The organism is Luteimonas sp. AC640a (genome assembly GCF_979256585.1).
In genome coordinates this window covers 176,627-189,720 of sequence record NZ_CEEDOV010000007.1, presented here as the reverse complement: position 1 = coordinate 189,720, position 13,094 = coordinate 176,627, and the positions used below count along the sequence as shown (strand labels likewise).

Genomic DNA, 13,094 nt, shown 5'->3' with positions numbered 1-13,094 from the left:
CCGTGGGGATGCGGAAAAGAATTCGGATGAAGTGCGGTGCGCGTCAGCGCATCAGGGTCGCCATGACCGCCTTCTGCACGTGCAGGCGGTTCTCGGCTTCGTCGATGGCGATGCAGTTGGGCGAATCCATCACCGCGTCGGTCGCCTTGACGTTGCGGCGCAGCGGCAGGCAGTGCGAGAACACGCCGTTGTTGGTCAGCGCCATCTTCCGCTCGTCGACGATGAAGTGCTGGTACTGGTCGCGGATCGGCTTCTCGGGCGCCCAGTTGCCGAAGAACGGCAGCGCGCCCCAGCTCTTTGCGTACACCACGTCGGCGCCGGCGTAGGCGCTGTCGATGTCGTGGCTGACGGCGAGCGAACCGCCGCTCTCGGCGACGTTCTGCTGCGCCCAGTCCATGTAGCGCGTGTCGAGCACGTAATCGGGCGTCGGGCACAGCAGGGTCACGTCCATGCCCATGCGCGTGGCGATGGTCAGCGCGGAATTCGCGACCGCGGTGTTGAGCGGCTTCGGGTGATAGGTCCAGGTCAGCACGTACTTCTTGCCGCGCAGATCCGAGGTGCCGAAGTGTTCCTGCAGCGCCAGCGCGTGCGCCAGTTCCTGGCAGGGATGGGTGATGGTCTCCATGTTGATGACCGGCACCGGCGAGTACTGCGCGAACGCCTTGAGCACCTTGTCTTCGCGATCGATCGACCAGTCGACGAACTTCGGAAACGCGCGCACGCCGATCATGTCGACGTAGCGGCCGAGCACGCGCGCGACCTCGGCCACGTGTTCCTCGGTGTCGCCGTCCATCACCGTGCCCAGATCGAATTCGATCGGCCATGCGTCCTTGCCCGGCTGCAACACGATGGCGTGACCGCCAAGCTGGAATGCGCCGAGTTCGAAGCTGGTGCGCGTGCGCATCGATGGATTGAAGAACACCAGCGCGATCGACCGGCCCTTGAGCGCATCGCCGAGCTTCTCGCGCTTGAAGCGCGCGGCATCGGCCAGCAGGGCGTCGAGGTCGGGACGGGACCAGTCCTGCGTGTTGAGGAAGTGTCGGATCGCGGTCATCGGTGGAAATCTCGTGGAGGCGATAGAGGTAAGGATCGGATGGATCGATGAAACCGGTGTTTCGGAAACGAAAAAACCCGGCATCGGCCGGGTTTTCTGCAGAACAGCACGCATACGCGAACAACGTTCCGACTAGCCCGGGAGGATGTGGGCTTCCGGTCGGCGGGCACGCGAGGTCATCCCCGACGCCATACGGGCGGAGGTGAGGATGTCGGCGTTGGCGCGCGGGGCGTTCATGAGGCGCGAATCCTCGCACGCGACGCGCTGCACTGCAACAGCGGCTGACGCGAGGTTCAACGCTCGCCGGCCGGTGGCACGATCGGCGTCACCGACACGCGCACGCGCAGGCGGTTGCCCGGGTCGTACGGGAGGCGCGAGCGGTACTTGACGCCCTTGTGCACGTAGTCGACGTCGTAGGCGATCGGCCGGCGGAACTCGCGCTCGATCGGCACCATGCGGCAGTCGCCACCGGCGGAGCGGTCGGTTTCCTCGACCCGGTCATCCTCGGAACGCAGCACGTCCTTGACCGCGCCGACCATGCGCGCGAATCCGCGGCGCTGGTCTTCCGCGGCGACCGGCGTGGTGGCCTCGCAACGCTCGACCATGCTGGTCGCGCGCAGCGTCTGGTAGACCGGCTCGGCCCGCAGCACCTGCGCGTACTCGAGCCGCGCGTTCTCGGGCGCCGGCGGCGGGCTCTGTGCGAACGCTGGGCACGCACAGACGAACAGCACCGCCAGGACAGGCAGCGCAGGATTCGCACGAGGGTGGCTTCGGAGCGCGATCGACACCGATGCAGTGTAGGCCGCGCCCACCCGCGGGGGCTGAATCGATGCTGTCGTGAACACGCGTCGTGCCCGCTGCGATGCGGCTCGCGGGCCGCGCAGTGCCTGGGGCAGCGCGACGCGGCGAGCATCGTTAGAATCGTGCGGTTATCCCGGCGAGCCCGCCATGTCCCTGCATCTCTACAACAGCCTGACCCGCCGCCTCGAACCGTTCGCGCCCCTCGATCCCGCGTGCCCTACGATGTACGTCTGCGGCCCGACGGTCTACAACTACGTCCACATCGGCAATGCCCGTGGTCCGGTCGTGTTCGGCGTACTGGCCGACTTGCTGCGGCGCCGCTTCGGCGCGCTGAAATACGCGCGCAACATCACCGACGTCGACGACAAGATCAACGCCGCCGCGCGCGACCAGGGCGTGCCGATCTCGACGATCACCGACCGCTTCGCCGCCGCCTATCGCGAGGACATGGCCGCGCTGGGCATTGCCCCGCCGGACATCGAGCCAGCCGCGACCGCGCATATCGGCGAGATCGTTGCGATGATCGAGCGCCTGATCGACAGCGGCCACGCCTATGCGGCCGAAGGCCACGTGCTGTTCGCGGTCGGCAGCTTCGACGGCTACGGCAAGCTCTCCCGCCGCGATACCGACGACATGATCGCCGGCGCCCGCATCGAGGTTGCGCCGTACAAGCGCGATGCCGGCGACTTCGTGCTGTGGAAGCCATCGACCGATGATCTCCCCGGCTGGGAATCGCCGTGGGGCCTCGGCCGGCCCGGCTGGCATATTGAATGTTCGGCGATGGCTGCCGCGCATCTGGGCGAGACGATCGACATCCACGCCGGCGGCGTGGACCTGCAGTTCCCCCATCACGAGAACGAGATCGCGCAGAGCGAATGTGCCCATGGCGGCGCGCCGTTCGCGACCGTCTGGCTGCACAACGGCATGCTGACCTTCGCCGGCAGCAAGATGTCCAAGTCGATCGGCAACATCGAGCGCGTGCACGATCTGGTGCGCACGCACGCACCCGAAGCGCTGCGTTATGCCCTGCTCTCTGCGCACTACCGTCAGCCGCTGGACTGGTCGGATGCGCTGATCGAACAGTCGGTGCGTACGCTGGACCGACTTTACGGCACGCTGCGCGATCTGGCCGATGTCGACGCCGAGGCACGGATTCCCGACAGCATCGAAGCGGTGCTGGACGAGGATCTCAACACGCCGGCCGCGCTAGCCGAGGTCGCGCGCATCGCTGGCGATGCACGCAAGGCCACCGACGACGCCACGCGCGCGACGCTCAAGGCGGACCTGCTCGGCGCCGGCCTCGCACTGGGTCTGCTGCAGCAGGCGCCCGCCGACTGGTTCGCCCGCGGCGCCAGCGACGACGACGACGCACGCATCCAGGCGCTGATCGACGAACGTGTCGCCGCCAAGCAGGCCCGCGACTTCGCCCGCGCCGACGCGATCCGCGACCAGCTCGCAGCCGAACAGATCGTGCTCGAGGACACGCCGCAGGGCGTGCGGTGGAAGCGCGGCTGAGATTGATCCACCTGTACCGTCACCCCAGCGCACGCTGGGGCCCATTTTGATCTTCGCAAAGATCCAGAATCAGCGATGTCCCAAACTTCGCCAGTGCAACGTCAAAATGGATCCCAGCATGACCAGACATTCGTCTGTTGAAGGCCGCTGGGATGACGGCAAGGCCCCAAGCGCTCCGCCCTATCGCCTCGTCGGCAGACAAGAAAAAGGCCCGCTTGCGCGGGCCTTTTTTTTCGCCAATCCAACGTCGCCGTCAGACCTTGCGGAACACCAGCGTGCCGTTGGTGCCGCCGAAGCCGAACGAGTTCGACATGACGTATTCGACCTGGTGCTCGCGCGCGGTGAGCGGCACGTAGTCGAGATCGCAGCCTTCGCCCGGCGTGTGCAGGTTGATCGTCGGCGGGATGATGCCGGTGTGCAGTGCCATCGCCGAGAACACCGCCTCGATGCCGCCGGCCGCGCCCAGCAGGTGGCCGGTCATCGACTTCGTCGAGCTGACCATCACCTTCGACGCATGCGCGCCGAGTACGCCCTTGATACCCATCGTCTCGGCGACATCGCCAGCCGGCGTCGAAGTGCCATGCGCATTGATGTAGCCGATCTGCGAGGGATCGATGCCGGCATCGTTGATCGCGGCGCGCATGCAGCGGCCGCCACCCTCGCCGTTCTCGCTGGGCGAGGTCATGTGGAACGCGTCGCCGCTCATGCCAAAACCCGCGACCTCGGCATAGATGCGTGCGCCACGCGCTTTCGCGCGCTCGTATTCCTCAAGCACCAGCACGCCCGCGCCATCGCCCATGACGAAGCCGTCCCGTTCGATGTCCCACGGACGCGAAGCGCCGGTCGGATCGTCGTTGCGGGTGGACATCGCCTTCATCGAGCAAAAGCCACCGACCGACGTCGGCGTGGTCGCGAACTCGGCGCCGCCGGCGATCATCACGTCCGCGTCGCCGTACTGGATCATGCGCATCGCCAGACCGATGTTGTGCGTGCCGGTGGTACACGCGGTCACCGCCGCGATGTTCGGACCCTTGGCGCCGGACATGATCGAGACCTGGCCGGAGATCATGTTGATGATCGTGCTGGGCACGTAGAACGGCGAGATCTTGCGCGGGCCGCCCTCGGCGTACTTGATCGCGGTCTCTTCGATGCCCTTGAGGCCACCGATACCCGCGCCGATCGCCACGCCGATGCGCTCGGCGTCGGATTCACGCACATCGATGCCTGCGTCGGCAATCGCCATCAGGCCGCCGGCGACACCGTAGTGCACGAAGGGATCCATCTTCTTGACGTCTTTCGGCGCGATCCACTGGGTCGCATCGAAGCCCTTCACCTCGCCCGCGATACGCGTGGCGAAATGGGTCGGGTCGAAATGGGTGATCGGGCCGATGCCCGACCGGCCGTTGACGATGCCGTCCCAGCTCGAAGCCAGATCGTTGCCCAGCGGCGAGAGGATGCCGATGCCCGTGATGACGACGCGGCGCTTGGCCATTGTTCAACTCCTGAGAAGTCGGTGGCGGCGCGGTTGGTCGCCGCCAATACGCACGAGGCCGCAACGCGGCCTCGTGCTGGAACCTGTCTGCCCGGCCGCATCGCGGCCGGACCAGTCACACGCCCATCGGATCGAACCGTGGGCGCGGACGCGGGCATCAGCCCTTGGCGTGCGTCTTGACGTAGTCGATCGCCTGCTGCACCGAGGTGATCTTCTCGGCTTCTTCGTCCGGAATCTCGCACTCGAACTCTTCTTCCAGCGCCATCACCAGCTCGACGGTGTCGAGGGAATCGGCACCGAGGTCATCGACGAAGGAAGCGCTGTTGCTGACTTCTTCTTCCTTGACGCCCAGCTGCTCGATGACAATCTTCTTGACGCGCTCTTCGATGTTGCTCATGGGTAGTTTGCTCCGGGGAGGCGATTTTCGGTGGATAGTGTAAGGGAAAGCCGGGCGATGGGCGCACCACCATCAAAGCCCTTGCCATTCAACGGCTTGCCCTCGGAATTCAAGTGTCGACGCAACCCCGCTCAGGGCATGTACATGCCGCCGTTGACGTGCAGGGTTTCGCCGGTGATGTAGGCCGCCGACGGCCCGGCCAGGAAGGCCACGGCCTGCGCGATGTCATCCGGTTCGCCGAGACGGCCGAGCGCGATGCGTTCGGTCAACGCGGCCTTGGATTCGTCCGGCAGATCACGGGTCATGTCAGTGGCGATGAAGCCGGGCGCAACCACGTTGACCGTGATGCCGCGCGAACCGATTTCCTTCGCCAGCGATTTGCTGAAAGCGATGATGCCGGCCTTGGCCGCGGCGTAGTTCGCCTGGCCCGCATTGCCGGTCACGCCGATCACCGACGCGATGTTGATGATGCGCCCCTTCCGCGCCTTCATCATGCCGCGCATCACCGCCTTCGAGCTGCGGTAGACGCTGGTCAGGTTGGTGTCGAGGATGGCCTGCCAGTCCTCGTCCTTCATGCGCATCAGCAGGTTGTCGCGAGTGATGCCGGCATTGTTGACGAGGATCGAGATCGCGCCGAACTCGGACGCGATCGATTCGACCAGCGCTTCGATCGTGCCCGGCTGCGACACGTCCAGCACGCGGCCGTGACCGCCGTGCGCGGACAGGCGCTCGCCGATCTTCGATGCGCCCGCGTCGCTGGTCGCGGTGCCGATCACGGTCGCGCCTTGCGCGGCCAGCGTGTCGGCGATTGCGGCACCGATGCCGCGGCTTGCGCCGGTGACGAGAACGATCTCGCCGGAAAGAGGTGCGCTCATGAAAACTCCAATAAGGCGTGTGTGACTGCGGAGATCGACGATCGCAGGACGCTTTCGCACCTACAGTCCGCAGTGTGCGCCGATCCGCGTCCGTTCGCCGGGTTCAGACCGTCCAGTCTGCCAGCGCGGCGTCGAAATCGTCTGGCGCAGCGAGCGCGCGCGTCTCGATCGACTTGTCGATGCGCTTGACCAGTCCGGCCAGCACCTTGCCCGGGCCGCACTCGGCAATACGCGTGACGCCGCGCGCCGACAGCGTCTCGACGCAGCGCGTCCACTGCACCGGCAGATACAGCTGGCGCACCAGCGCGTCGCGAATTGCATCGACACTCTCGTGCACGGTCGCGTCGACGTTCTGCACCACCGGCAGCGACGGCGCACGCCACGCGACCGCGTCCATCGACTCGGCCAGCCGATCCGCGGCCTCGCGCATCAGCGGCGTGTGCGAAGGCACGCTGACCGCCAGCTTCACGACCTTGCGCACCCCACGCTCGCCGAGCAGCGCGATCGCGCGATCGACTGCCGCGACATGTCCGCCGATGACGATCTGCCCGGGCGAATTGAAATTGGCCGGCACGACGACGCTGCCGTCCTCGGACGCGTCACGGCACACCTCTTCCACCAGCGCATCCTCTGCGCCGATGACCGCGGCCATCGCACCGGTGCCCGCGGGCGCGGCACTCTGCATCCACTGACCGCGCAGACGCACCAGCTTGGCGGCATCGGACAACGACAGCACGCCGGCCGCGACCAGCGCGGTGTATTCGCCGAGGCTGTGCCCGGCCAGCGCGCCAGGCACTGCGCCGCCCCGCTGCTGCCACGCGCGCCACACGGCGACACCGGCAGCCAGCAACGCGGGCTGGGTGAACTCGGTCTGGTTGAGCTGCGCCTCGGGGCCCTGCTGCGACAGCGTCCACAGATCGACGCCCGCGCCTTCGGATGCTTCGGCGAATGCCTCGACGATCACCGGATGGCGCGCGGCGAGATCGCCGAGCATGCCCAGCGACTGCGAGCCCTGGCCCGGGAAGACGATTGCGAGTTGCGATGCGGTCACGCGTATTTCCAGCCTCAAAACCGGGAGCGATGATAAGTGCGAAGCCGCGACATTGTCTGTACCGGTGCGTATGCCGGCAACGACGCAGCAATCGCGTACAGGCTGCTCAGAACATCACCCGCAGCAGTTCGATCTCGCCGTCGTCGAGCCAGTCCCACAACACGGCGACGACGAGCAGCACAGGCAGCAGCGTCGCCGCGCGCACGACGAGGATTGAATGCGCGACGTGACGGGCGGAACGTCCGAGCCAGCGGATACGCTGGGCGAAGCCCTTCAGCCGGCCGACTCGGCCCGCGTGCGCGGCCACTTCAGGTTCGCGCCGCATCACCCGCGAGAGCATGTCGGCGAGCGCATCGGTGCGGCCGTCGTAGTACTTCGCCATGCCGAACGCGAACATCAGCCAGTCGCGTGCTTGCGCCTGCGGCAGCGACATCACTTCGAGCGGGTCTTCTTCGAAATCGATGAAGCCCACGCGACCGCTGTCGTCGAGGGTGATGTTGCGCGGCAGCGGCTGACCGAAATAGGCGCCGCGCGCATGCGCATCAGCGATCGCGTCGATCACCACGGTCGTCAGCGCATCGATACGCGCCACATTGCCATCGGCAGCGCGCAGGTGCGATGCGAACGTGTTGCCGAGATTGCTCAGCAGCAATGTAGATGCGCCCTCCCCCAGCACACGCGGCACGCGCACGCCCTGGGCGTCGAGCTCGGCCAGCCTGCGCGTTTCGATCCGCTTGGCTTCGCCGCCACCGGGATGCGGCGGCGGACGCAGGGCGTCGATGTCGAGCCCGCGCGCAATCGCGTCGAGAATGCCGAGACCGAACTTGCGGCTGTCGCCGTCGGCGTACGCCTTGAGCCAGGCATCGCGCCCGGCCACGACGATGGATTCGACGCCCATGCGGGAGCCTCCGTGTCGTGCGGACGCGAAGTCCGCGAAGTGGAATCACCTGCGGGGCCAGCGGACCCCGCACGCGGAACTCAGTAGCGCAGCAGCGCCGAACCCCAGGTGAAGCCGCCGCCGAATGCTTCGAGCAGCAGCAGTTGGCCGCGCTGCACGCGACCCGATCGCACGGCCTCGTCGAGTGCCAGAGGCACTGAGCCGGACGAGGTGTTGCCGTGCTTGTCGACTGTCACCACGACGCGATCCATCGGCATGTCCAGGCGCTTGGCCGTGGCTTCGATGATGCGCAAATTGGCCTGGTGCGGAATGAGCCAGTCGATGTCGTGGCGATCGAGGCCGTTCGCCACGAGCGTTTCCTCGACCACGGAATCAAGCGCCTTCACTGCGTACTTGAAGACATCGCTGCCGGACATCTGGATGCGCACGCCGGCATTGGGCTGGTCGTCGCGGAAGCCGACGGACACGCCGACCGGGTTCCACAACATCTCCTTCTTCGCGCCATCGGCGTGCAGATGGGTGCTGAGGATGCCGGTTTCGGTATCGGCCTTGAGCACGACCGCGCCGGCGCCGTCACCGAACAGCACAGCCGTGGTGCGCTCGCTCCAGTCGACCATCCGCGTCAGCGTTTCGGCGCCGACTACGAGCACGGTCCTGGCATCGCCGGACTTGATGAACTTGTCGGCGATCGAAAGCGCGTAGAGAAACCCCGAACACGCCGCGTTGACGTCGAACGCACCGCAGCCGTTGGCGCCCAGCCGTGCCTGCAGCAGGCACGCGGTGGACGGAAAGATGATGTCCGGCGTCGTGGTGCCGACGATGACCAGGTCGAGTTCGGATCCGGATACGCCCGCTGCTTCCATCGCACGCGTCGCGGCATGGAAGGCCAGATCGCTGGTCGTTTCGCCCTCGGCGGCGACGTGGCGCTCGCGGATACCGGTGCGGCTCGCGATCCATTCGTCGCTGGTGTCGACGAACTTCGCGAGGTCGTCGTTGGTCAGCACCTTCTCGGGCAGATAACTGCCGGTGCCGGCAATGCGGGAATAGATGCGTTCGCTGGTCATCTGCGGAGCGGCCCTCGCGCGAGGCGCGTGATCTGAAGCTGGCATCCCTGCCAACGGCAGGCGCAGCCGCCCGTCAGGGACGGAGGCTGCGCCCGATGCATCGTGCGCCCGCCCACGAGGTGGCGGGCAGCGAGGATCAATCTTCCTCGACGACGCGCGTCTTCGGCTGGATCACCTGCTTGCCACGGTAGTAACCGTCGGCGGTGATGTGATGACGGATATGGGTCTCACCCGTCGTCTGGTCGGTCGACAGCAGCTTGGCGCTCAGCTTGTCGTGCGCGCGACGCATGCCACGACGGGACGGGGTGACGCGGGATTTCTGCACAGCCATGGAAATTGCTCCAACAGGTTCTAGTTGTTTCGATCTTTCTTCAAACCCGCCAACGCCGAAAACGGGTTGGCGCGTGTCTCTTCTTCGCTCGACACCGGCCAGTCGCGTTCGATCGCTTCGGAGCCAGGTGCGACCGGAATCGCGGGTATTGCCAGAATCAATTCGTCTTCGATCAACGCGACCGGTGACAGCGCGCCGTCGCCTTCCAACAGCAGCGACTCGTAATCGGGCAGCAGCGCAGCCTCCTCCGCTTCATCGCGGATCAAACCCAACCGCTGCTCGACATCGAGCGGCCACACGAAACGCTGGAGCGTCCGCTGACAGACCAGCGGCAACCCGGCTTCAATGCGCAACAGCGCAAACGGCTGTTGCAGCGCGTCGCGACCAAACTCGATCGAGCAGATCACGTCGTCGCCTTCGGCATCGGCCAGCAGGTCGCGCAAGCGCGTAAAAGACGCCAACGGCAGGCGCCCGTCGAGGCGCATGCTGCCTGCGACCATGCGCCAAGCGTCAACCAACTCGGGCATTTGCGCGGACATAGCCGCCGAATGTTAAAGACGCGGCTCCGGGCTGTCAAACCGCTTCGCATTTCCCTTCGCTGTAGCCGCCAGCAGATTTGCCGGCACCGCGACCTGCCGGGCAGACTGGACCGCCGCGATACAGGATGACCTGCGTGCAGCCGATCACCAGCCTGCTGCTGGCCACCGTCCTTGCGACTGCCATTGTACTGGTGTGGCGACATCGCGCCCGACGCCGGCACCGCGCCTACGCGCGCGTGCTCGATGCCGCAGACACCTTCGAGGCGCGCCTGCGGATCGCCCGCGCCCAGATCGGACAGGTAGGCGCCGATCCTGTGCGCGATGCGCTCCAGGAGATGCTGCGCCAGCGGTTGTGGTTGCAGCAACACGGATCGAGCGCGGATATAGCGGCGCTGGACGCGATGCGCGAATCGATCGAACAGGCGCAGGCCCGCATCGACCGGCAACTGGCCCAGCTGGCGCTGGTGCGCGCCGGAGCTGGCGGATGACGTCGCCTCTGATTCTCGGCTCGACGTCGGTCTACCGTCGAGCGCTGCTGGGTCGCCTGCGGTTGCCGTTCACCTGCGAGCGCCCTGCTGTCGACGAGACGCCCCGCCACGGCGAAGCCCCTGCTGCACTGGCGATCCGCCTGGCGCAGGCCAAGGCCGAAGACGTCGCCGCGCGGATGCCCGGCGCCTGGGTCATCGGCTCCGATCAGGTCGCCGCGCTCGATGGCCGTCCGCTCGGCAAGCCGGGCGGGCGCGATGCGGCGATTGCGCAGCTGACCGCGATGTCGGGTTCCTGCGTGGTGTTCCACACCGCACTGGCCCTGGCGCGCAAGGGCGAGGCGACGCTGCAGGCGCAGGACCGCACAGAAGTCATGTTCCGCGACCTGACCACGGATGAGATCGCGCGCTATGTCGACGCCGAACACCCTTTCGATTGCGCTGGCAGCTTCAAATGTGAAGGCCTCGGCATTGCGCTGTTCGAAGCGATCCGCAGCGAAGACCCGACCGCACTGGTCGGCCTGCCGCTGATCGCGACCGCACGTCTGCTGCGGTCGGCGGGCTACGCCGTGCCCTGAAGACTTGGTGTGAGCGCGCGCGCCGCAACACGCCCTGCAGGCGCGGGCTGACCCGCGATTGAAGCATCGCCAGCAGCGCAGCCGCACGCGCAACCGCGTTCCCGCAACGTCCGAGGCGCTCCGCTCAGCGCGAGGCCGGCGCGATGATGATCGGCTGTTCGGCCCAATGCTCGACCGAGCCATCGCGGCCGGTGATCTCGAGTCCGAGCCAATGCCGACCCGGACTGAGCGTCGCCGGATCGACCGTCGCGGTGAAACCGATATTGACGCCCGCAGGATCACGCGCCTCGCCTGCCAGGAACTGCTCAACGATCCAGGGGTTCGGCGCGCCGTACTCCGCCTGCGCGACCGCCACGCCATCGACCGTGACTGCGATCGATTCGACGCCGCTGCCGTCCTTGACCACCCAGCCGCGCACCTCGAACGGCGCATCGACGCGCGCACCTGCCAGCGGCGTATCGACGTAGGCGAGCGCAGGCGTGACGCAATCGCCCTCGCCGGCCACCACATCGCCATCGAACCGCGACAGGATGAAACGCTGCGCGCCGCGATCGGCGTTGACAACGCGCGAGACCGGCAGCGCGCCCATGCGCGCGCAGACCGTCTGGTAGCGCTGCAGGAGCGCACTGAACTTGACATCGTTGGCGCCGGTGACCAGCAGGACCGGACGCCCTGCCAGCTCTGCGCGGTCATCGAGTTGCAGATGCCAGAGCTGCAGCTGCGGCGCGCGACCGTGGTGGCGGTTGAGAGGATGGTCGAGCACGCGGATGCGTGGATCGCCGAGCGCGAAGCCGAGTTCGGCGCCGATCTTGAAGTTGTCGGCGACGAGCACGGTGTCGGCCGGCATGGTCGCGAGCTCTTCACGCACCGCATCGGCCAGCGTGTCCCAGCCGGCGAAATTCGATGGATACCACTTGAGCCCCGCGCTGCGCTCGCGCACCTCCGGCGCGGAGACCGCGGCGTAGTAACCGACCACGCCGAGGAAACCGAGCGCCAGCGTCACCCACGTTGCGATACGCAGCCAGCGCGGCCACGTCATCAGCACGAAACCCACCAGCGGCAGCAGCGCGAGGTAGCCCGGCAGCGGCCAGTGGAAACTCGCACGTTCGGTGTCGGCGACGAAGCCGAGCGCGAAGAAGCCGAGCACCATTAGGCCGCCGGACAGCGCGAGAAAACGCGCCGCATCGTCCGGCGCCCGGCGCAGGCGCCAGGCTGCGATCAGCAGCGCGGCGAACAGCAACGGCGTCACCATCGCCGCCTGGATCACGATGAACTGCCAGCCGTCGGCATGCAGCGCCCAAGGGTGGCGATCGACCATCTGGAAGCGCAGGCCGGCTTCGGCGTTGTCGACGTTCCAGACCAGCAGCGGAATCCACGCAGCGGCGCCGGCTGCGATCGCGATCCAAACGCGCGGATCGCGCAGGGCTTCGCGGCCCTTGGCGATGGTGAGAAGCGCGACAATGCCGACACCGATCACCGCGATGAAGCGATAGTGGCTCAGCGCGCCGAGCGACAGACCGAGCGCGAGCAGCAGCGCGCCGCCATGGGTCACGCCGCGCAGCAGACGCACGCCGGCATCCAGACACAGCACCGTCGCCAGCGCGAGCATCGCATCGGGCAGCGCCATCACGCCCAGCGAACCGAGCAGCGGCAACAGCAATGCAGCGCAGCCCGAAAGCCACGCGGACTGCGGGTCGAATTCACGCGCGGTCAGACGCACCACCAGCCACGGCACCAGCGCCGAGATCGCGATGAAGGGCAAGCGCACCGCGAGCAATCCGTCGCCGAAGATTTCCGTCCCGATCCGGATCAGCCATGCAGTCAGTCCCGGCAGATCGGAATACGCGAACGCGGGATGCTGGCCTTCGAGCCAGTAGAACGCCTCGTCGACGAACAGCGGCAACCGCGCGGCGATGGCCAGCTTCAGCAGCACAATCGTCGTCCACAGCACGACGAACACCGTGCGCATTTCCATCCGCCGCATTGAACTCGACCTCGCTACACTCGGGGGGAC

Annotated in this window: 14 protein-coding genes; 3 read left to right on the top strand and 11 right to left on the bottom strand. The window is 66.8% G+C overall.

Annotated elements, in window-relative coordinates; translation table 11 throughout:
* Positions 1-43 precede the first annotated feature (43 nt).
* Positions 44-1,054 (bottom strand): N-acetylornithine carbamoyltransferase, encoded by a 1,011-nt coding sequence (locus tag ACZ9YD_RS05040; protein WP_465074033.1) that lies wholly within the window; start codon positions 1,052-1,054, stop codon positions 44-46.
* A 293-nt stretch (positions 1,055-1,347) separates the two neighbouring features.
* On the bottom strand, positions 1,348-1,785 hold the full coding sequence (locus tag ACZ9YD_RS05035; protein WP_465074032.1) for a hypothetical protein: 438 nt from the start codon (positions 1,783-1,785) through the stop codon (positions 1,348-1,350).
* Between the two features lie 217 nt (positions 1,786-2,002).
* Between ACZ9YD_RS05035 and cysS the strand changes: the two genes are divergently transcribed.
* A complete protein-coding gene (gene cysS, locus ACZ9YD_RS05030) occupies positions 2,003-3,370 on the top strand; it encodes a cysteine--tRNA ligase (RefSeq protein ID WP_465074031.1) in 1,368 nt (455 codons plus the stop codon).
* A 253-nt stretch (positions 3,371-3,623) separates the two neighbouring features.
* Here cysS and fabF read toward each other — a convergent pair whose 3' ends face one another.
* From fabF to ACZ9YD_RS04990, 8 genes are all read right to left on the bottom strand, one after another.
* Positions 3,624-4,862, bottom strand: coding sequence for a beta-ketoacyl-ACP synthase II (gene fabF / locus ACZ9YD_RS05025; protein WP_465074030.1), 1,239 nt, complete (start codon positions 4,860-4,862; stop codon positions 3,624-3,626).
* A 157-nt stretch (positions 4,863-5,019) separates the two neighbouring features.
* Entirely contained in the window at positions 5,020-5,259 is a 240-nt protein-coding gene (gene acpP / locus ACZ9YD_RS05020; protein WP_232135906.1) for an acyl carrier protein, read from the bottom strand.
* A gap of 131 nt (positions 5,260-5,390) precedes the next feature.
* Positions 5,391-6,134 carry a 3-oxoacyl-ACP reductase FabG gene (fabG, locus tag ACZ9YD_RS05015; protein ID WP_465074029.1) on the bottom strand — a complete coding sequence of 248 codons (744 nt, stop codon included), beginning with the start codon at positions 6,132-6,134 and terminating at the stop codon, positions 5,391-5,393.
* Between the two features lie 103 nt (positions 6,135-6,237).
* Positions 6,238-7,185, bottom strand: a complete 948-nt coding sequence (fabD, locus tag ACZ9YD_RS05010; protein ID WP_465074028.1) for an ACP S-malonyltransferase — start codon at positions 7,183-7,185, stop codon at positions 6,238-6,240.
* Between the two features lie 106 nt (positions 7,186-7,291).
* The gene (locus tag ACZ9YD_RS05005) at positions 7,292-8,083 is read right to left on the bottom strand and encodes a BUD32 family EKC/KEOPS complex subunit (protein WP_465074027.1); all 792 of its coding nucleotides are present in this window, start codon (positions 8,081-8,083) and stop codon (positions 7,292-7,294) included.
* A gap of 80 nt (positions 8,084-8,163) precedes the next feature.
* Positions 8,164-9,147 carry a beta-ketoacyl-ACP synthase III gene (locus tag ACZ9YD_RS05000; protein WP_465074026.1) on the bottom strand — a complete coding sequence of 328 codons (984 nt, stop codon included), beginning with the start codon at positions 9,145-9,147 and terminating at the stop codon, positions 8,164-8,166.
* 136 nt (positions 9,148-9,283) lie between these two features.
* Complete coding sequence (gene rpmF, locus ACZ9YD_RS04995; protein WP_159679179.1) at positions 9,284-9,478, bottom strand: 50S ribosomal protein L32; 195 nt, start codon at positions 9,476-9,478, stop codon at positions 9,284-9,286.
* 20 nt (positions 9,479-9,498) lie between these two features.
* A complete protein-coding gene (locus tag ACZ9YD_RS04990; protein WP_465074025.1) occupies positions 9,499-10,017 on the bottom strand; it encodes a YceD family protein in 519 nt (172 codons plus the stop codon).
* Positions 10,018-10,151: 134 nt separating this feature from the next.
* Here ACZ9YD_RS04990 and ACZ9YD_RS04985 point away from each other — a divergent pair, with 134 nt between their 5' ends.
* Together ACZ9YD_RS04985 and ACZ9YD_RS04980 are read left to right on the top strand one after the other, a co-directional pair.
* Positions 10,152-10,505 carry a hypothetical protein gene (locus tag ACZ9YD_RS04985; RefSeq protein WP_465074024.1) on the top strand — a complete coding sequence of 118 codons (354 nt, stop codon included), beginning with the start codon at positions 10,152-10,154 and terminating at the stop codon, positions 10,503-10,505.
* A complete protein-coding gene (locus ACZ9YD_RS04980) occupies positions 10,502-11,080 on the top strand; it encodes a Maf family protein (RefSeq protein ID WP_465074023.1) in 579 nt (192 codons plus the stop codon). The genes ACZ9YD_RS04985 and ACZ9YD_RS04980 overlap by 4 nt, the downstream gene beginning before the upstream one ends.
* A gap of 124 nt (positions 11,081-11,204) precedes the next feature.
* Here ACZ9YD_RS04980 and ACZ9YD_RS04975 read toward each other — a convergent pair whose 3' ends face one another.
* A complete protein-coding gene (locus ACZ9YD_RS04975) occupies positions 11,205-13,055 on the bottom strand; it encodes an ArnT family glycosyltransferase (RefSeq protein ID WP_465074022.1) in 1,851 nt (616 codons plus the stop codon).
* Between the last annotated feature and the right edge of the window lie 39 nt (positions 13,056-13,094).